We start from the raw sequence: 18,829 nt of genomic DNA on the forward strand, positions 1-18,829 counted from the left end.
TCGCAGTTGGCCGGGAAACCCAAGTGCCGCCGACGGCCTGGAGCAAGCTCAGGCTGGTTGCGCCAGCTCGCCGCGGTCTTCCTCTTCGAGCACGCGCGCGGCGCGGTCCACCAGCAGCGGGTCAGGCTGGTGGGCGACACTCAAATCCTTGCCGGGGTAGTCCAGCGAGTGCAGGAAGTGGCGGATGCAGTTGATCCGCGCGCGTTTTTTGTCGTCGGATTTGATTACCGTCCACGGTGCATCGGCGGTGTCGGTGTGGAAGAACATTGCCTCCTTGGCAGCGGTGTATTCGTCCCACTTGTCCAGCGACTTGATGTCGATCGGCGACAGCTTCCAGTGCTTGAGCGGGTCGTCACGGCGGGAGATGAAGCGGCGCAGCTGCTCTTCGCGGTTCACCGAGAACCAGTACTTGAACAGCAGGATGCCGCTGTTGCACAGCATGCGTTCGAGCTCCGGCGCCTGGCGCATGAACTCCAGGTATTGCAGCGGCGAGCAAAAATCCATGACCCGCTCGACCCCGGCGCGGTTGTACCAGGAGCGGTCGAAGAAGACCATTTCACCGGACGTGGGCAGGTGCTGGACGTAGCGCTGAAAGTACCACTGGCCCTTCTCCTGCTCGGAAGGCTTCTCCAGGGCGACAATCCGCGCACCACGCGGGTTGAGGTGCTCCATGAAGCGCTTGATGGTGCCACCCTTGCCGGCGGCGTCGCGGCCTTCGAACAGCACGACGATGCGCTGACCGGTTTCCTTGACCCAGCTTTGCACCTTGAGCAGTTCGATCTGCAGTTCGTGCTTGGCCTTTTCGTACTCGGCGCGGCGCATGCGGTTGCTGTACGGGTAGCTGGCCGGCAGCTTGGCCGAGGCGCTGTCCTCGTTGGAGCCGCGCGGCGCCGAGGCGACTTTCAGGGCCGCCGGTTGCTGGCTGATGGCGCTGATTTCGCTTTCGGCAGCGGCGCTGACAGCAGGCTTGCGCGGCGTGCGTGGACGCCGTGGACGGGGGGTGGCAGCTTTGCGTGCCGGGCTTGGGCTGGGGCTCGCAGGTGTTTCAGCGGCAGGCGAGGGCAGGGGCAGGGCAGTGGATTCTTCGCTCATGGGGAGGCCTGTTGGTTCCTTCTAATATCCTCAGAGCATTTTATCGACGCCGGCCAAGGGCATATTGACGGTGGTCAACAGCCCTTGGCATAGCGCCATCAGTACCAGTATTTCGGGTAGCTGTTGGCCTGGCGCGCATTGTTCAGGCACCAGGCCACGGCGACGATCACCAGCGAGCCGGCCAGTACCGGGGTAATCACGAAGCTCAGTGGTGCGTGGCTGGCGATCACCACCAGCGGGTTGGCCCCGGCTGGTGCGTGCAGGGTGCGGGTTTGCTGCATGGCAGCCAGGGCCAGGCCGACGGCCAGGGCTGCGCTCCACCAACTGTCGCCGAGGGTATGCAGCACTGCCAGGCCCACCAGGGTGGCAATTACGTGGCCGCCGATGATGTTGCGCGGCTGCGCCAGCGGCGAGTCGGGCATGCCGAAGGCCAGCACGCAGCTGGCGCCAAACGGGGCCATCAGCCACAGCGCGCCGGACACCTGGCTGAGCCAGCCGGTGGCGCCGATCGCCAGGGCCGCGCCGATCAGTGACAGCAGGCTGAAATGCAGGGAAGGGGCGGCGGGCGCCTTGGATTTGAATGGCATGGGTACAGTTCTCCGGGTGGGCGATTTGCGCCGAGGATACCGATCGGTTTACCTGCAGGTCAACCGATCGGTATACACTGTTGGCAACTGTCCTGATCGAAGGTGTGGCATGAGCACGTCCGAGAAAATCGCCGAGTCGGCGCTGCAGTTGTTCTACCGCCAGGGTTACCACGGCACCGGCGTCGAGCAATTGAGCCAGGAGGCCGGGGTGACCAAGAAAACCCTGTACCGGCATTTCCCCAGCAAGGAGCTGTTGATCGAGGCGGCGCTGGAACGTCGCGATCACGATTTCATGGCGCGCCTGCAAAGCGCTCTGGCGGCCGTTGAGGCAAAAGCGCGGCCGCTGGCCTATATCGATTTCATCGAGGCCTGGGCGCGCTCTGAAGACTTCTACGGCTGCGCCTTCATCAACGCCTCGGCCGAGTATGCCGGGCCGGCCGAGCCACCCCATGTGCTGGCCAGGTTGCACAAGGACAAGGTCATGGCCGCACTTGAGCAGGCCTGCCAGCAGGCGGGGTGCAAGCAGGGCGCTGCGCAGCAGCTGTTTTTGCTGGGCGAGGGGTTGATTGTTGCGTCGCAGGTCGGCGGGGTGCAGGTGCCGCTGTTCGAAGCGGCGCGGTTGATAGTGGCTGCGCTGGCCTATCGCAGCATCCCGCAGATCTGATTGCCTTCGTAACCATGGATGATCGGCGCCAGGATCATCATCGGGCCACAGGCGTACATGGGCGAGCTGATGGTCTGCCTGGCGTTGAACAGCACGACCTGGTCGCCATCGATGTCCGGGCCATAGGCCACTTCACTGTAGGTCCTGCACACCGGCAGTAGTAAAGGCACCGGCACGACCACAGCCCAGAGGGTGACGCCGCACCATTCGCGGGTGACGTCGGATTTCTCCGATTTGCTGACCTTGGGGGTGATGTTCTTCAGGCGCAGGATGCGATGGGCCGCGGTGGGGTAGGTGTCTTTGTGCGGCAGCACCACGGTGGCGCCGACACAGCCGGTCAGGCTCAGCAGCATGGCGACGGCGACGGCAATCGATTTCATCCCTGGCTCCGACAAGCTCGCGGCATTTCCGTGCGCGAGCAGGCCTGCGTTCGTTGATAAATCGCAGGCATGAAAAAAGCCCCAAGGAATCACTTCGCTTGGGGCTTTTCGGTATTAGTGGTGCCCAGAGACGGAATCGAACCGCCGACACGGGGATTTTCAATCCCCTGCTCTACCGACTGAGCTATCTGGGCAACGGGGCGCATTAAAAGGGTTTTTCGGATTTACGTCAACGACTTTTTGAAAATTTTTTAAATTAATTCCGTCGCTTACGATTTTCCGGGGTTATTCGCTAGGTGGAACGTAGCCTTCGGCCTTCTCGTAATCCTGGCCGGAGAAGAACTTGTCCATCTCGCCCTGGAGAAATTTGCGGTCCTCGGCGTTCATCATGTTCAGGCGCTTCTCGTTGATCAGCATGGTCTGCTCTTTCTGCCAGTCGGCCCAGGCTTGCTGCGAGATGTTCTCGAAGATGTCCTGGCCCTTGGCGCCCGGGTAGGGTGGACGCTCGAGGCCTGGCAATTGTTCTTTGTACTTGCGGCACATTACGGTGCGGGTCATCGCGACTCTCCTGTAAGCAATACGTCGGCCGCGCGTTTAAGCAGTTTTTTCACCGGGGCGGCAAGGCCCAGGCGCGGCGGGGTGGCGAGGTTATACCAGAGCCAGTCGGCCTCGGCCACGTGGTCGCTGGTGGCATTGACGCGCACCAGCCAGGGCTCGATGGCCAGCTGGAAGTGGCTGAAGGTGTGGGTCAGGCCGTCCAGCGCCTGGCTGCCGGCCAGGCTCAGGCCGTGCTGGTCGGCCAGCTCGTCGATCTGCGCGAGATTGTCCAGTTCCGGCAGGCTCCACAACCCGCCCCACAGGCCCGTGGAAGGCCGCCGGTAAAGCAGGATGGCGCCTTGGTGGTTGGCCAGCAGTGGCATCAGCGTGCGCTTTTGTGGCAGCTCCTTGCGCGGCTTGGGCACTGGGTAGCGGATTTCCTGGCCGAGCATGTGCGCCTCGCAACCGACCTTGAGCGGGCACAGCAGGCAACTGGGCTTGCTGCGGGTACACAAGGTCGCGCCCAGGTCCATCATCGCCTGGGTGTAGTGGTTCACCCGGCTGTGCGGGGTATAGCGCTCGGCATTGGCCCACAGCGCCTTGGCCACTTTCGGCTCGCCGGGGTAGCCCTCTTGCGCGGTGTAGCGGGCCAGCACGCGCTTGACGTTGCCGTCGAGGATCGGCGCACGCAGGCCCATGCTGATGCTGGCAATAGCGCCGGCAGTGGACAGGCCAATGCCGGGCAGGTCGGTGAGTTTCTCGACATCGCGGGGGAATTCTCCGCCATATTGCTCGACAACGATCTTCGCGGTCTTTTGCAGGTTGCGCGCCCGGGTGTAGTAACCCAGGCCCGTCCACAGGTGCAGCACCTCATCCTCGGGCGCTTCGGCCAGGGCCTGGACCGTCGGCAGCGCCTGCATGAAGCGGTCGAAGTAGTTGAGCACGGTGCTCACCTGGGTCTGCTGCAACATGATCTCCGAGACCCACACCCGGTACGGAGTGATGCCCTGTTGCCAGGGCAGGTCGTGGCGGCCGTTACGGTCGTACCAATCCAGCACGGCGCTGGAAAACTGCTCAGGGCTCATCGCTTGAACAACCCCTTGAGCGCGTCCTTGAGTTCCGGGCTGACCTTGTCACCGAGCTTCTCGTCGATCTTCTCGCTGAGCTTTTCGCTGACCTTGTCGCCAGCCAGCTTGGCCGCGACCTTGCCCAGGCCGTCTTTATCCAGGCGGCAAGCCTTGGCGCCCAGCTCCAGCGGGCCACGGCAGCGCAGCGGCAGTTCGAGGCCGACATAGCGCTCGCCGACCTGGCAGGCTGGGTCGGGCATATCGCGCTTGTCGCCCTCGACGATCACGCCAATGCGGTAGTCCATGCCCAGCACGCGCAGGTCGAGGTCGCCATGGCCGTTGACGGTCAGGCCGGGAATGCGTGCCTTGAGGTCAGGGTTGCTGGCCACGCCGTTACGCATTACCAGGCTGCCCTTGAGCTCCTGGAACGGCGTGTCCTTGCCGCGTGGCTCGCCACTCAGGGCCTTGCGGTTGAGGGTGGCGATGGCCTGGCACAGTTGCTGTTCGAGGTTGGCGTTGACCAGGATACCGTCGTTGATGACGAAGCTGGCGTTGCCGTTGAGGGTGTCGACCAGGGCTTTCTGGCTGTTGCCAGTGGCGGTCAGGTCGCTGTTGAGGGTCAACAGACCCTTGACCGGTGGCGTGCCGGTTTCGCTCTTGATGAAGTGCTCGACCGGCACCCGGTTGATGCGGGTGTTAAGACCAATCTGCGGCACGGCTGGGCGTACATCGAGGGTGCCCTTGCTTTCGAAGTCGCCGTTGTACAAGCCGCCGCGCAGGGTTTCCAGGGTGATCAGGCCGCCTTGGCCCTGGGCCTTGAGGTGGGCGTTTTCGATCGGCAGCTTGTCCAGAGTCAGCTGGCCAAATGTCAGGTCGGCCTGCAGGTCGACCTTGCGCAGGCGGTCAACCGGCAGCAGCTTGTCGTTGCTCCAGGCCACCTGGGTCGGCGCGTCGGGCAGCGGCGTGGTACCGGCACCGGCGAGGGCACCGGCCTCTTTGCTCTGCACTTCGGCCTGGCGTGCGGCCTTGGCGCCCTGGGCTGCCTCGCTCTTGGCCAGCAGGTAGCGGTCGGCGTCGAACTTGTCGGCCTTGAGCTGCACGCGCAGGGCCTGCTTGGCGAAGTCTTCAATGGCCAGGCGGCCGCTGAAGGTGCTGTCGTCGAGCTTGATCGCCAGGTCTTCCAGGGCCAGGCTGTTCGGCGTGCCTTGCAGGCGGGTGACCAGCTCGACCTTGCCCAGGGTGCTGGCGTCGGCCGAGGCCGGCAGCGGGTGGCCGATGCTGTCGAGGAAGTTGCGCAGGTCGAATTGGGCAATCGACAGGCCGCCGCTCAGTTGCGGGGTTTTGTCGAGGTCGCGCAGGTTCAGCTCGCCGAGGGCGCGCAGCTGGTTGGCCGAGAGCTTGAGGCCGTTCCATTCGGCGACGTTGGCCGCCAGATCGACCAGCAACTGGCCCTGGGCGGCGAAGGTCATGGTCTTGCCTTGCAGCGGCTCTCCCGAGGCTTCGCCGCTGAGTTTCATGTCTTCGAACTGGTAGCGCTTGAGCCGGCGATCGAAGCGCAGCTCGCCGTTAAGCTCGGTGCGCGCTTTGACCACTGGCTGGCCGGAACTGAGGAAGGCGGTCATCTTCAGCGGGATGTTCACCCCTTCATGCACCGCGCCGGTGCTCAGCTGGATGCTTTCGGCGCCGAAGCTCTGGCCGCTGCGGGCATCGTTGTACTGCACGCGGGCGTTGTTGACGGTCAGGCTGTCGATATCGAGCTTGACCGGGCGCTCGCTGGCGCTGTCGCTGCTAGCCTGGGCCGGGGCAGTGCCGGCGCTTTCGGCCGGGGCCGGGGCCGGGGTGGCAGCGGGCAGTGGCTTGCCGATGTCTTCCCAGTTGCCGTGGCCATTTTCGTCACGGCTCAGGGTCAGGTTCAGGCCCTCGACGCGCACATCGCTCATTTGCACTTCACGGCGAAGCAACGGCAGCACGCGTACCGACAGGCCAAGCATCTGCAGGTCGGCAAACGGCACTTTCGGGTTGTTCAGGGTGGCGATGCTGGCTTCATGCAGCTCAAGGCCCAGCCACGGGAACAGGCTCCAGCCAATGTCGCCATTGAGCGTCAGCTCGACGTGGGCCTTGTCGCGTGCCAGCTGGCGAATCTCGTCTTTGTAGTCGTTGGGATCGAAGAGGTGGGTCAGGGCGAAGCCCAGAGCCACAATGATCAGCAACAACCCGAGAAGCACCAGCCCCAGGATTTTGCCGAACGCTTTCATGGGCGAGTCCTTGTAGTCCGATTTCTAAATTCAGCCGCAGAGTATAGCGCTGCGGTTATCACCGCTGGGTGATATGGGGCGAAGGTTTAGTCCTGCATAAGTGTCGGATTCGACAACACATGGCATGACAGTTCCTTGCCGGGGGGATCAGTTGCAGAACAAACGACGGTATCAGTTAGCGCTAAGTGACCACGGCAAATGCTACTCTCTCGCCGCTCTCAGGCCCTGCTGCGGCCATTTGTCGCGCAAACGGGGCCGTTCGCCAATAACAACGACCAGTTGCCAAAGCGCCAAGGTCGCGGGCGGTGAGCGCTTCATTCCTACGAGGGGAACACAACAATGAGCAGCAGCATCACGGCCGGAACCGTCGCCAGCGCGCCCGGCTTCCTGTCCAAGGAGCGGATCATCGCCCGTCCGGGCTTCAACCGCTGGCTGGTACCGCCAGCGGCCCTGGCCATCCACCTGTGCATCGGCATGGCCTACGGTTTTTCGGTGTTCTGGTTGCCGCTGTCGCAGGCCATCGGCATCAGTGCGCCGCTTGTCTGCTCGGAACAGACCCACTTCCTGATGCGCATGTTCACCACCGAGTGCGACTGGCCGATCTCGATGCTCAGCTGGATCTACACGCTGTTCTTTGTCTTCCTGGGGTGCTCGGCGGCCATCTGGGGCGGCTGGCTGGAGCACGCCGGGCCGCGCAAGGCCGGGGTGGTCTCGACCCTGTGCTGGTGCGGCGGCCTGCTGATTTCCGCCTTTGGCGTCTATACCCACCAACTGTGGCTGATGTGGCTGGGCTCCGGGGTGATCGGCGGTATTGGCCTGGGGCTTGGCTATATTTCCCCGGTCTCGACCCTGATCAAGTGGTTCCCGGATAAACGCGGAATGGCCACCGGCATGGCGATCATGGGTTTTGGCGGCGGCGCCATGGTCGGCGCGCCGCTGGCAGCAGCGCTGATGAACCACTTCGCTACGCCCGGCGACGTTGGGGTCTGGCAGAGCTTCGTGGTCATGGCGGTGATCTACTTCGTGTTCATGCTCGGCGGCGCCCTGGCCTATCGCGTACCGCCTACCGGCTGGAAGCCTGAAGGCTGGACTGCGCCGCTGAAAAAAGTCGGCAACGCGATGATCACCCATCGCCATGTGCATGTCAGTGTGGCGTGGAAAACCCCGCAGTTTGTGTTGATCTGGCTGGTTTTGTGCCTGAACGTTTCGGCAGGTATCGGCATTCTCGGCATGGCTTCGCCGCTGCTGCAGGAGGTTTTTGCCGGCAAGCTGCTGGGCAATGACCTGAGCTTCAGCCAGCTCAACGCCGCGCAATTGGGCCAGATCGCCGCGATTGCCGCCGGTTTTACCGGTTTGCTCAGCCTGTTCAATATCGGCGGGCGCTTCTTCTGGGCGTCGTTCTCCGACTATATCGGGCGCAAAAACACCTATTTCGCCTTCTTCGCCCTGGGCGTGGCTCTGTATGCGCTGGTGCCGAACATGGGCCACCTGGGCAACATCGCCCTGTTCGTGGCGGCGTTCTGCATCATCCTGTCGATGTACGGCGGCGGTTTTGCCACGGTGCCGGCGTACCTGGCCGACCTGTTCGGCACGCAGATGGTCGGTGCCATTCACGGTCGCCTGCTGACCGCCTGGGCCGCAGCCGGGGTGCTGGGCCCGGTGCTGATCACCTACCTGCGCGAGTACCAGCTGGCGCTGGGCGTGCCACGGGCGGCGGCCTATGACATCACTCTGTACATCCTCGCCGGGCTGCTGGTGCTGGGCTTTGTCTGCAATGCGCTGGTGCGGCCGGTGGCCGACAAGTACTTCATGACCGATGCCGAGCTTGCCGCCGAACGGGCCCTGAGCCACGACCAGGGCAGCGCCAGCGAGCGCGTACTGGAGTGGAAGGCCGACCCGGCCAGCAAGCCTTTGGTGCTGGCGGCCTGGCTGGTGGTCGGGGTGCCGCTGGCCTGGGGGATCTGGGTGACGTTGCAGAAGACTGCGGTGTTGTTCAATTAGGTCTGCCCTGTAGGAGCGGGCTTGCCCCGCGATGAACCCGCATTCGATCGCGGGGCAAGCCCGCTCCTACAGAAGTAGCTGAAAATTGCCGGATCGCAGGTAAATTCCCTGCCACGCGTCATCTGCGTTTCAAGCCGCGTGCTTCTGGGCCTATAATGGTCACCTTTTTCGCCCAATGATTTTGCGGAGCTGGTGATGGTCGAACGTAAGGCTTCCGTCGAGCGCAATACTCTGGAGACCCAGATCAAGGCCTCGATCAACCTGGATGGCAGCGGCAAGGCCCGATTCGATATCGGTGTGCCTTTCCTTGAACATATGCTCGACCAGATCGCCCGACATGGGCTGATCGACCTCGATATCGAGTGCAAGGGCGACCTGCATATCGACGATCACCATACTGTCGAAGACGTCGGTATCACCCTCGGCCAGGCCTTCAACCAGGCCATCGGCGACAAAAAGGGCATCCGCCGCTACGGCCATGCCTACGTGCCGCTGGACGAAGCGCTGTCGCGGGTGGTCATCGACTTCTCCGGCCGCCCCGGCCTGCAGATGCACGTACCGTATACCCGCGCTTCGGTGGGCGGCTTTGATGTCGACCTGTTCCAGGAGTTCTTCCAGGGCTTCGTCAACCACGCCAACGTCACCCTGCACATCGACAACCTGCGTGGGCACAACACCCACCACCAGATCGAGACCGTGTTCAAGGCCTTCGGCCGCGCGCTGCGCATGGCCATCGAGCTGGACGAGCGCATGGCCGGGCAGATGCCATCGACCAAGGGTTGCCTGTAATGCAGACGGTTGCCGTTATCGACTATGGCATGGGTAACCTGCACTCGGTGGCCAAGGCCCTCGAGCACGTGGGCGCCGGCAAGGTTCTGATCACCAGCGACGCCGAGGTGATTCGCGAAGCCGACCGCGTGGTGTTCCCCGGTGTTGGCGCGATCCGCGACTGCATGGCCGAAATCCGCCGCCTGGGCTTCGACAGCCTGGTGCGCGAAGTCAGCCAGGACAGGCCGTTCCTCGGCATCTGTGTGGGCATGCAAGCCTTGCTCGATCACAGCGAAGAGAACGACGGCGTCGACTGCATCGGCCTGTTCCCGGGCAATGTGCGCTTTTTCGGCAAAGACCTGCACGAAGACGGCGAGCACCTCAAGGTGCCGCACATGGGCTGGAACGAAGTTGCCCAGAGCACCGACCACCCGCTGTGGCACAACATCCCCGAGCGTGCGCGCTTCTACTTCGTGCACAGCTACTACATCACCGCCGGCAAGCCGGGCCAGGTGGTCGGTAGCGGCCATTACGGCGTCGACTTCGCCGCAGCGCTGGCCGAAGGCTCGCGCTTTGCCGTGCAGTTCCACCCGGAGAAGAGCCATACCCATGGCCTGCAGCTGCTGCAGAACTTCGCCGCCTGGGACGGGCGCTGGTAATGGGCAAGTCCAGGGCCAAGCCGCCGATCCTCACGCTGGCGCCGGAACAGGAGCGTGAAGCGCTCGATACCCTCAAGCGCTTTCTCGAAGACCGTTTCGAGCTGCAGCTGGGGTCGTTCGAGGTGGCCGAGGTCCTGGAACTGTTCACCAAAGAGATTGCCCCGCACTACTACAACAGGGCGATTTTCGATGTGCAGAACCACCTCAAGGAACGGTTCGAGAGTATCGAGAGCGACCTCTGGTCGCTAGAGAAAGGCAGCTGAAAGCGACAAGCTGCAAGAGAACAGACGCGCATGCTTGCAGCTTGTAGCTAGCAACTTGCAGCTCTTTTTTACGAAGGAAAAAAGCATGCTGATTATCCCCGCTATCGATCTCAAGGACGGTGCTTGCGTACGCCTGCGCCAGGGCCGCATGGAAGACTCCACGGTATTCTCCGACGACCCGGTGAGTATGGCCGCCAAATGGGTTGAAGGGGGCTGCCGCCGCCTGCATCTGGTTGACCTCAATGGCGCCTTCGAAGGCCAGCCGGTCAACGGTGAAGTAGTCACCGCGATTGCCAAGCGCTACCCGAACCTGCCGATCCAGATCGGTGGCGGTATCCGTTCGCTGGAAACCATCGAGCACTACGTCAAGGCCGGCGTCAGCTACGTGATCATCGGCACCAAGGCGGTGAAAGAGCCGGAGTTCGTCGCCGAAGCCTGCCGCGCCTTCCCGGGCAAAGTGATCGTCGGCCTGGATGCCAAGGACGGTTTCGTCGCCACCGACGGCTGGGCAGAAGTCAGCTCGGTGCAGGTCATTGACCTGGCCAAGCGTTTCGAAGCCGACGGCGTCTCGGCTATCGTCTACACCGACATCGCCAAAGACGGCATGATGCAGGGCTGCAACGTGCCCTTCACCGCCGCCCTGGCCGCTGCCACCAAGATCCCGGTGATCGCCTCCGGCGGTATCCACAACCTCGGTGACATCAAGGCCCTGCTCGACGCCAAGGCGCCAGGCATCATCGGTGCGATCACCGGCCGCGCCATCTACGAAGGCACCCTGGATGTCGCCGAGGCGCAAGCCTTCTGTGACGCCTATTCGGCTAGCTCCAAGTCGTAAGCTGCAAGCTGCAAGTCAAAAGCGCGACCGAGTCGCTCTTTCTTGCAGCTTGAAGCTTGAAGCTTGCAACTCGAGGTCTACCTATGGCTTTAGCCAAACGCATAATTCCCTGCCTCGACGTCGACAACGGCCGGGTGGTCAAGGGCGTCAAGTTCGAGAACATCCGCGATGCCGGCGACCCGGTGGAAATCGCCCGGCGCTACGATGAACAGGGCGCTGACGAGATCACCTTCCTCGACATCACCGCCAGCGTCGATGGCCGTGACACCACCCTGCATACCGTCGAGCGTATGGCCAGCCAGGTGTTCATCCCGCTGACCGTGGGCGGCGGCGTGCGCACCGTGCAGGACATCCGCAACCTGCTCAACGCCGGTGCCGACAAGGTGTCGATCAACACCGCCGCGGTGTTCAACCCGGAGTTCGTCGGCGAAGCTGCCGCGCACTTCGGCTCGCAGTGCATTGTGGTGGCCATCGATGCCAAGAAGGTCTCGGGCCCGGGCGAAACCCCGCGCTGGGAGATTTTCACCCACGGCGGGCGCAAGCCGACCGGCCTGGACGCGGTGGAGTGGGCGAAGAAGATGGAAGGCCTGGGGGCCGGCGAGATCCTCCTGACCAGCATGGACCAGGACGGCATGAAGAACGGTTTTGACCTGGGCGTGACCCGCGCCATCAGCGACGCCCTGGGCATTCCGGTGATTGCCTCCGGTGGTGTCGGCAACCTGCAGCACCTGGCCGACGGGATTATCGAAGGTCATGCCAGCGCAGTGCTGGCGGCGAGCATCTTCCATTTCGGTGAGTACACCGTACCCGAGGCCAAGGCGTTCATGGCCAAGCAGGGTATCGTCGTTCGCTGACGGTCCTCTATCGCGGGGTAAGTCGAGGCGTCGCACCGCCGCTCCCACCGGGATTTAGGTGATCCTGGTGGGAGCGGCGGTGCGGCGACCCGACTTGCCCCGCGATAGCTTTCAGCCCAGGTTCTTGCCCAGCAGCGCGTGATACAGCTCGCTGTCGCCAAGAATCCCCACCACTTTGTTGCCCTCTTGAAGCACCAGCTTGTTGCCAGTCTGGTAGCGGATCTGCAGGGCTTCGCGCATGCCGATGTTGGCATTCACCAGGGTCGGTTTGCGCCCCAGGCCTTCCACCGCTTCGCCCGGTGCCCAGTTTTGCAGGTCCATGCCGTTGGCGCCCTGGCGCGCACCCTTGATGGTGTTGCCTTCGGCCAGGTCCAGCCAGGAGTCGCCACCCGGGTCGAGGCACACCGAGCCGTTGATGCGTTTGCACTTGTCCAGGGTGCGCATCAGGCTGCGGCCGCACAGCACGTTGAGCGGGTTGGTGTGGGCGACGAAGGTGCGCACGTAGTCGTCGGCGGGGTTGAGGACGATTTCTTCCGGCTTGCTGTACTGGATGATCCGCCCGTCTTTCATGATCGCAATACGGCTGCCCAGCTTCAGGGCTTCGTCCAGGTCGTGGCTGACGAAGACGATGGTCTTGTTCAGCTTGCGTTGCAGCTCCAGCAGCTCGTCCTGCAGGCCCTGGCGGATCAGCGGGTCGAGGGCCGAGAAGGGTTCGTCCATCAGCAGGATGTCGGCGTCCATTGCCAGTGCCCGGGCCAGGCCGACGCGCTGCTGCATGCCGCCCGAGAGTTCATCGGGCTTCTTGTTGCGCCATTGGGTCAGGCCCACCAGTTCGAGTTTTTCATCGACCAGCTTGCGCCGTTCCTTCTCCGGGCGGCCCTGCATTTCCAGGCCGAAGCTGATGTTCTCGCGCACCGTCAGCCAGGGCATCAGGGCGAACTTCTGGAACACCATGGCGATGCGCTTGGTGCGCATCATCTTCAGTTCCGCCGGGGTGCAGTGGGCGATGTCGATATGCGAGCCTTCGTGCTCGACGAACAGCTTGCCGCGGCTGACGGTGTTGAGGCCGTTGATACAGCGCAGCAGGCTCGACTTGCCTGAGCCGGACAAGCCCATCAACACGCAGATCTCGCCCTTGTTGATGTCCAGGTTGGCTTTCTCGACACCGACCACCAGGCCGGTCTTCTTCAGGATCTGTTCGCGGGTCATGCCCTGGTCGAGCAGGCTCAGGGCCTCGCGCGGTCGGCTGGAGAAGATAACGTCTACGTCTTCGAAGCGAATAATGCTCATGCTTCACTCCTTACCGGCGCGTCGGGTTGTTTGCAGATACGGTCGAGCATGATCGCCAGCAACACGATCGCCAGGCCCGCTTCAAAACCCAGGGCGATATCGGCGGTGTTCAATGCGTTGACCACAGGTTTGCCCAGGCCGTCGGCACCCACCAGCGCGGCAATCACCACCATCGACAGCGACAGCATGATGCATTGGGTAACGCCGGCGGCGATGCTCGGCATGGCGTGGGGCAGCTCGATGCGCGACAGCAGCTGGCGGCGTGAGCAGCCGAAGGCCTTGCCGGCGTCGAGCAGTTCCTGGGGCACGTCACAGATACCCAGGTAGGTCAGGCGAATCGGTGCGGCGATGGCGAACACCACCGTCGAGATCAACCCGGGGACCACCCCCAGGCCGAACAGGGTCAGGGTCGGGATCAGGTAAACGAAGGTAGGTACCGTCTGCATCAGGTCGAGGACCGGGCGCATGGCGGTGTAGAACATCGGCTTGTGTGCGGCGAGGATGCCCAGCGGCACGCCGATGGCCACGCAGACCAGGGTGGCGAACAGCACCTGGGCCAGGGTCTCCATGGTCTCCTGCCAGTAACCGAGGTTGAGGATCAGCAAAAATGACAGTACGCAGAATGCGGTCAGCGCCCATTTGCGCTGGATCAGGTGCGCGATTACTGCAATCAGGCCGATCAGGACGAAAGGATTGAACCAGGTCAGTGCCCCGGTCACGCCATGAATCATGTATTCCAGTGCTGCCGCGAAGGCATCGAAGTAATTGGCGCCGTGTTGCGTCAACCATTCAACGAAGCCTGCGATGTACTGGCCCAAAGGGAGTTTTTCATCGATCAGCATGATAGCGAGCGTCCACCTGCAAAAGTTTGAAGACAGCCTGCGGCGGGGCCAGCCCGCCGCAGTCAGTGCTTACTGCGTGAGTTTGGCTTTGGCTGCCTCCAGGCCAGGCTTGCCGTCAACGGTGGTGACCCCGGCCAGCCAGGTGTCGAGCACCTGCGGGTTGTTTTTCAGCCAGGCCTTGGCTGCGGCGTCGGGTTTCATCTTGTCGTCCAGGACGTTGCCCATCAGCTTGCTTTCCATGTCGAGGGTAAAGGACAGGTTCTTCAGCAACTGGCCGACGTTGCTACATTCCTGAACATAGCCCTTGCGGGTGTTGGTGAGGACGGTGGCCTTGCCGTAGTCGGGGCCGAAGAAGTCATCGCCGCCGTCCAGGTATTTCATCTTGAAGCGGGTGTTCATCGGGTGCGGTTCCCAGCCCAGGAACACCACGGCGGTGTCACGGCGCTGGGCACGTTCGACTTGCGAGAGCATGCCGGCCTCGCTGGACTCGACCACCTTGAAACCGGCGTCCTTGAGGCCGAAGGCGTTCTTGTCGATCATGCTCTGGATGGTGCGGTTGCCGTCGTTGCCCGGCTCGATGCCGTAGATCTTGCCGTCCAGCTCCTTCTTGAACTTGGCAATGTCGGCGAAGTTTTTCAGGCCCTTGTCGTACAGCGCCTGGGGCACCGCCAGGGTGTACTTGGCGTTCTCAAGGTTGGCCCGAACGGTTTCCACGGTGCCGGCATCGCGGTACTGCTTGATGTCGTTTTCCATGGTCGGCATCCAGTTTCCGAGGAACACGTCCATGTTCTTGCCATCGGCCAGCGACTTGTAGGTCACCGGTACCGAAATCATCGTGGTCTTGGTCTTGTAGCCCAGCGACTGGAGCACGACGCTGGTGACCGCGGTGGTCACGGTGATGTCGGTCCAGCCGACATCGGAGAAGTTGACGGTGTGACATTGCTCGGGCTCTGCGGCCTGGGCCAGCACCGGCAGACTCAGCACTGCGGCCAGCAATAGCGAGGGTGAACCTTTCATTCGATGGACTCCTGGGTTTTTTTCTCGGATGTCCCACGGGACCGCCGTGCTTTATGGTTTGCATTCGGTCGGGCCTGACTATCGGGCGATAGCGGGACGGCTGCCGTGCAATCGAGTCGATACCGATCATCTAACAGCGAAAATCAAACGCCTACAGGGTGCGTCGTATCCAGTACAGACAGGGTCGCATCCAGTGTCGATGAGGTCGTTTACAGATTTATCCGGCCCTGTAAACGCAGTTTCGGCACTTGTGCACCGCAAAAAAAACGGCGCACAAGCGCGGCTGACAGCTGGCGGCGTTGCTGGGCAAGAACGCGTCGGTTGCAGACGTCAGAGGTCCTGGCAAAAGCCTGATGATGCGCGGAATCGGCGGATTGCCGCCTATTCAGCGTAGCAGTTGCGACGCCCTTGGCTTGGGCTGCGGGGCTGCACATTCAGGCTGTACATTCAGGAGGTAGGTGGCATGGCCATCAGTGTGTTCGACCTGTTCAAGATCGGCGTTGGCCCATCCAGCTCCCATACCGTCGGGCCCATGCGCGCCGCAGCATTGTTCGTCCAGGGCCTGCGCGAGCGCGGCGAGCTTGAACAGGTGCGGCGCGTCGAAGTGCGCCTGTACGGCTCGCTGTCGGCCACCGGTATCGGCCACGGCAGCGACAACGCAGTGATCATGGGCCTGATGGGCGAATGGCCGGACGCCATCGACCCCGCGCAAATCGGTCCGCGCATCGCTGCACTGCGCGAAACAGACACCTTGCTGCTCGATGGCCGGCTGCACGTCGGCTTCGTCTGGGCCCGCGACATGCTGCTGCTCGACGAGAACCTGCCGTACCACCCCAACGCCATGACCCTCATCGCTGAAGGCGCCGCAGGCGAGCTGCACCGCGACACCTATTATTCGGTGGGCGGCGGCTTTGTCGTTGATGCGGCACAGGCTGCCAGCGGCGTGCTGGACGCCGACAACACGGTGCTGCCCTACGATTTCGACAGTGCCGTGGAGTTGCTCGAACTGTGCAAGCAAAACGACCTGCGCGTGTCGCAATTGATGATGGAAAACGAAAAGGTCTGGCGCAGTGAAGCAGAAATTCGTGCCGGGCTGCTGAAGTTGTGGCACGCCATGCAGGCCTGTGTCGAAAACGGCCTCAAATACGAAGGCATCCTGCCTGGCGGGCTCAATGTCAAACGTCGCGCAGCCAAGCTGCACCGCAGCCTGCAGGAACTGAACAAGCCCAATGTCATCGGCTCGACCCTGAGCGCCATGGAATGGGTCAACCTCTATGCCCTGGCGGTCAACGAAGAGAATGCCGCTGGCGGGCGCATGGTCACCGCACCGACTAATGGCGCGGCAGGGATCATCCCTGCGGTGCTGCACTACTACATGCGCTTTAGCGACGAAGTCAGCGAAGCCAACGTCGTCGACTTCTTCCTCGGCGCCGCCGCAGTGGGCATTTTGTGCAAGAAGAATGCTTCGATCTCCGGTGCTGAAGTCGGTTGCCAGGGTGAAGTCGGTTCGGCCTGCGCCATGGCCGCCGCCGGCCTTGCCGAGGTGCTCGGGGCTACCCCCGGGCAACTGGAAAACGCCGCCGAGATCGGCCTTGAGCACAACCTGGGGCTGACCTGCGACCCGGTTGGCGGGCTGGTCCAGGTGCCCTGCATCGAGCGCAACGCGATTGCCGCGGTCAAGGCCATCAATGCCGCGCAGATGGCCTTGCGCGGCGACGGCGAGCACTTCATCTCCCTCGACCGGGTGATCCGCACCATGCGTGACACCGGCGCCGACATGCACGACAAGTACAAGGAAACCTCGCGCGGTGGCCTGGCGGTCAGCGCCATCGAATGTTGAAACGCTGACGCGCCCTGCGCCGTTTTCGCCCACCTTCGGCCTGCGCGCCGCCTTTTGGCGCGCAGGCCTTTCCCGCCTCGAACAATCCGCTGTCACCCCCGTGCCTGGCGCCTTGGGTGACAGTTGCCGATGTCGTTTCTGGGCATCCTTCACACAAGTGCTACCGAATTGCTCATGCGTCCTACAGACCGGCGCTAGGCCGCTGGTTTGCGTTTATAACCGCGCCCGGCAACAAGGGCCATATAGACGCTGCGCGACGTCGTTTTTGGGTTTTGTTGAATGGCCATTCAATTTCAGGCATGGCATTTGCGTTGTGATTGGCAAAGCCCCTGCATCCGAATCGGGGCCGTGACAAAAAAGCCCGTGCCTGCCTGAGGCACAACCTGCATTGTGTGAGGAGATACCGCGATGACGTCGTACAACTCCGGGACCCCAACCCAGAACCGCACGCCCCAATCCATCGGCTTTCTGCTGCTGGACAATTTCACGCTGATTTCCCTGGCTTCCGCTGTTGAGCCGCTGCGCATGGCCAACCAGCTGTCCGGCCGCGAGCTGTACCGCTGGAGCACCCTGAGCGTGGATGGCGGCCAGGTGTGGGCCAGCGACGGCTTGCAGATCACTCCCGATGCGGCAATGCACAAGGCACCGGCTATGGACACCGTGATTGTCTGTGGCGGTATTGGTATCCAGCGCACCGTTACCCGCGAGCACGTCACCTGGCTGCAGAGCCAGGCGCGCCAGTCGCGACGGCTGGGTGCGGTGTGCACCGGCAGCTGGGCCCTGGCCTGTGCCGGCCTGCTCGATGGTTTTGACTGCAGCGTGCACTGGGAATGCCTGGCGGCGATGCAGGAAGCCTTCCCGCGGGTGAGCATGAGCACCCGTTTATTCACCCTCGACCGCAACCGCTTCACCAGCTCCGGCGGCACTGCGCCGCTGGACATGATGCTGCACCTGATCAGCCGTGATCATGGTCGCGAGCTGTCGGCGGCGATCTCGGAGATGTTTGTCTACGAGCGCATCCGCAACGAACAGGACCACCAGCGCGTGCCGCTCAAGCACATGCTCGGCACCAACCAGCCGAAACTGCAGGAAATCGTCGCGTTGATGGAAGCCAACCTCGAAGAGCCGATCGACCTGGATGAACTGGCCGTTTATGTGTCGGTGTCGCGGCGCCAGCTTGAGCGCCTGTTCCAGAAGTACCTGCACTGCTCGCCGTCACGCTACTACCTGAAGCTGCGGCTGATCCGCGCCCGGCAACTGCTCAAGCAGACGCCGATGTCGATCATCGAAGTGGCTTCGGTGTGCGGCTTTGTCTCGACCCCGCATTTCTCCAAGTGCTATCGCGAGTACTTTGGCATTCCGCCGCGTGACGAGCGCGTGGGCTCTAATACTGCCCAGCAGGTGGCGATGATGCCGATCCCGCAGGCGCTGGTGCTGTCGCCGCTGGCCGGGCCGATGTCGGCGTTGAGCCAGGCGCGCAATGAGTCGACTTTTGCCAGTGTGAGGCTCTGATTCCGAGCTGAATTCATCGCGGGTCAAGCCCGCTCCCACAGGAGTTAGGTGATCTCTGTGAGAGCGGGCTTGACCCGCGATGCTTTTAGCGATTCTGGAATTGTGCCAATGCCGGCAACAGCTGTTTGTCGATGGCTTTACGAACGTCCGGCAGAATAGTCGCACTACTGGTGTACATCTGCTCGACCATGACCTTCAAGGCTTTGGCCCGCGGCTCACTCAAACCGCGTACCGCACACTCGCAGGCTTGCTCGGCACTGGCCCCGGCCGGCGTCTCGAAACCCAGCGCGCGCAGCTGGCCCAGCAGGTCGTCCTGATCAATCAAATCCGCATGCATCATGGTTGTTGTCCTTGTTTGCAGGTGTG

Annotated in this window: 19 protein-coding genes and 1 tRNA gene; 9 read left to right on the top strand and 11 right to left on the bottom strand. The window is 62.7% G+C overall.

Annotation, left to right across the window (positions count from 1 at the left end; all coding sequences use genetic code 11):
- Positions 1-48 precede the first annotated feature (48 nt).
- Complete coding sequence (ppk2, locus tag BLR26_RS05020; protein WP_045202354.1) at positions 49-1,092, bottom strand: polyphosphate kinase 2; 1,044 nt, start codon at positions 1,090-1,092, stop codon at positions 49-51.
- A gap of 98 nt (positions 1,093-1,190) precedes the next feature.
- Positions 1,191-1,679, bottom strand: coding sequence for an HPP family protein (locus BLR26_RS05025; RefSeq protein WP_093378607.1), 489 nt, complete (start codon positions 1,677-1,679; stop codon positions 1,191-1,193).
- 109 nt (positions 1,680-1,788) lie between these two features.
- On the opposite strand from BLR26_RS05025, the gene BLR26_RS05030 reads away from it, so the two are divergent.
- Positions 1,789-2,343 carry a TetR/AcrR family transcriptional regulator gene (locus tag BLR26_RS05030; protein WP_093378611.1) on the top strand — a complete coding sequence of 185 codons (555 nt, stop codon included), beginning with the start codon at positions 1,789-1,791 and terminating at the stop codon, positions 2,341-2,343.
- Here the strand turns inward: BLR26_RS05030 and BLR26_RS05035 are convergent.
- The 5 genes from BLR26_RS05035 to BLR26_RS05055 all read right to left on the bottom strand — a co-directional run bounded on the left by BLR26_RS05035 (position 2,319) and on the right by BLR26_RS05055 (position 6,582).
- Positions 2,319-2,723, bottom strand: a complete 405-nt coding sequence (locus BLR26_RS05035; protein WP_045202348.1) for a hypothetical protein — start codon at positions 2,721-2,723, stop codon at positions 2,319-2,321. The genes BLR26_RS05030 and BLR26_RS05035 overlap by 25 nt on opposite strands.
- A 118-nt stretch (positions 2,724-2,841) precedes the next feature.
- Positions 2,842-2,917 (bottom strand) — tRNA-Phe (locus BLR26_RS05040).
- A 91-nt stretch (positions 2,918-3,008) separates the two neighbouring features.
- Complete coding sequence (locus tag BLR26_RS05045) at positions 3,009-3,281, bottom strand: oxidative damage protection protein (RefSeq protein WP_045202346.1); 273 nt, start codon at positions 3,279-3,281, stop codon at positions 3,009-3,011.
- Positions 3,278-4,345, bottom strand: a complete 1,068-nt coding sequence (mutY, locus tag BLR26_RS05050) for an A/G-specific adenine glycosylase (RefSeq protein ID WP_093378613.1) — start codon at positions 4,343-4,345, stop codon at positions 3,278-3,280. Before mutY ends, BLR26_RS05045 begins: the two co-directional genes overlap by 4 nt.
- Positions 4,342-6,582 (bottom strand): AsmA family protein, encoded by a 2,241-nt coding sequence (locus tag BLR26_RS05055; protein WP_093378616.1) that lies wholly within the window; start codon positions 6,580-6,582, stop codon positions 4,342-4,344. Before BLR26_RS05055 ends, mutY begins: the two co-directional genes overlap by 4 nt.
- Positions 6,583-6,921: 339 nt before the next feature.
- On the opposite strand from BLR26_RS05055, the gene BLR26_RS05060 reads away from it, so the two are divergent.
- The 6 genes from BLR26_RS05060 to hisF all read left to right on the top strand — a co-directional run bounded on the left by BLR26_RS05060 (position 6,922) and on the right by hisF (position 11,962).
- The gene (locus tag BLR26_RS05060) at positions 6,922-8,583 is read left to right on the top strand and encodes an OFA family MFS transporter (RefSeq protein ID WP_093378619.1); all 1,662 of its coding nucleotides are present in this window, start codon (positions 6,922-6,924) and stop codon (positions 8,581-8,583) included.
- A gap of 195 nt (positions 8,584-8,778) precedes the next feature.
- Positions 8,779-9,372 carry an imidazoleglycerol-phosphate dehydratase HisB gene (gene hisB, locus BLR26_RS05065; RefSeq protein ID WP_028942262.1) on the top strand — a complete coding sequence of 198 codons (594 nt, stop codon included), beginning with the start codon at positions 8,779-8,781 and terminating at the stop codon, positions 9,370-9,372.
- Entirely contained in the window at positions 9,372-10,010 is a 639-nt protein-coding gene (hisH, locus tag BLR26_RS05070) for an imidazole glycerol phosphate synthase subunit HisH (RefSeq protein WP_093378623.1), read from the top strand. The genes hisB and hisH overlap by 1 nt, the downstream gene beginning before the upstream one ends.
- Positions 10,010-10,273 (top strand): DUF2164 domain-containing protein, encoded by a 264-nt coding sequence (locus BLR26_RS05075; RefSeq protein WP_036995008.1) that lies wholly within the window; start codon positions 10,010-10,012, stop codon positions 10,271-10,273. The genes hisH and BLR26_RS05075 overlap by 1 nt, the downstream gene beginning before the upstream one ends.
- 85 nt (positions 10,274-10,358) lie before the next feature.
- A complete protein-coding gene (gene hisA / locus BLR26_RS05080; protein WP_093378627.1) occupies positions 10,359-11,108 on the top strand; it encodes a 1-(5-phosphoribosyl)-5-[(5-phosphoribosylamino)methylideneamino]imidazole-4-carboxamide isomerase in 750 nt (249 codons plus the stop codon).
- Between the two features lie 83 nt (positions 11,109-11,191).
- Positions 11,192-11,962 carry an imidazole glycerol phosphate synthase subunit HisF gene (hisF, locus tag BLR26_RS05085; RefSeq protein ID WP_010221324.1) on the top strand — a complete coding sequence of 257 codons (771 nt, stop codon included), beginning with the start codon at positions 11,192-11,194 and terminating at the stop codon, positions 11,960-11,962.
- Positions 11,963-12,073: 111 nt separating this feature from the next.
- Here hisF and choV read toward each other — a convergent pair whose 3' ends face one another.
- From choV to BLR26_RS05100, 3 genes are all read right to left on the bottom strand, one after another.
- On the bottom strand, positions 12,074-13,252 hold the full coding sequence (gene choV / locus BLR26_RS05090) for a choline ABC transporter ATP-binding protein (RefSeq protein ID WP_093378632.1): 1,179 nt from the start codon (positions 13,250-13,252) through the stop codon (positions 12,074-12,076).
- The gene (gene choW / locus BLR26_RS05095; RefSeq protein ID WP_176794313.1) at positions 13,249-14,097 is read right to left on the bottom strand and encodes a choline ABC transporter permease subunit; all 849 of its coding nucleotides are present in this window, start codon (positions 14,095-14,097) and stop codon (positions 13,249-13,251) included. The genes choV and choW overlap by 4 nt, the downstream gene beginning before the upstream one ends.
- 66 nt (positions 14,098-14,163) lie before the next feature.
- A complete protein-coding gene (locus BLR26_RS05100) occupies positions 14,164-15,111 on the bottom strand; it encodes a choline ABC transporter substrate-binding protein (RefSeq protein WP_093378641.1) in 948 nt (315 codons plus the stop codon).
- A 463-nt stretch (positions 15,112-15,574) separates the two neighbouring features.
- On the opposite strand from BLR26_RS05100, the gene BLR26_RS05105 reads away from it, so the two are divergent.
- Both BLR26_RS05105 and BLR26_RS05110 read left to right on the top strand, forming a co-directional pair.
- Positions 15,575-16,951: an L-serine ammonia-lyase gene (locus tag BLR26_RS05105; protein ID WP_093378645.1), complete on the top strand. Its 1,377-nt coding sequence runs from the start codon at positions 15,575-15,577 to the stop codon at positions 16,949-16,951.
- Between the two features lie 408 nt (positions 16,952-17,359).
- Positions 17,360-18,463, top strand: coding sequence for a choline metabolism transcriptional regulator GbdR (locus BLR26_RS05110; protein ID WP_093378649.1), 1,104 nt, complete (start codon positions 17,360-17,362; stop codon positions 18,461-18,463).
- Between the two features lie 85 nt (positions 18,464-18,548).
- Here BLR26_RS05110 and BLR26_RS05115 read toward each other — a convergent pair whose 3' ends face one another.
- Complete coding sequence (locus BLR26_RS05115; protein ID WP_093378659.1) at positions 18,549-18,803, bottom strand: hypothetical protein; 255 nt, start codon at positions 18,801-18,803, stop codon at positions 18,549-18,551.
- Between the last annotated feature and the right edge of the window lie 26 nt (positions 18,804-18,829).

Source organism: Pseudomonas sp. UC 17F4, assembly GCF_900101695.1.
Taxonomy (GTDB): domain Bacteria; phylum Pseudomonadota; class Gammaproteobacteria; order Pseudomonadales; family Pseudomonadaceae; genus Aquipseudomonas.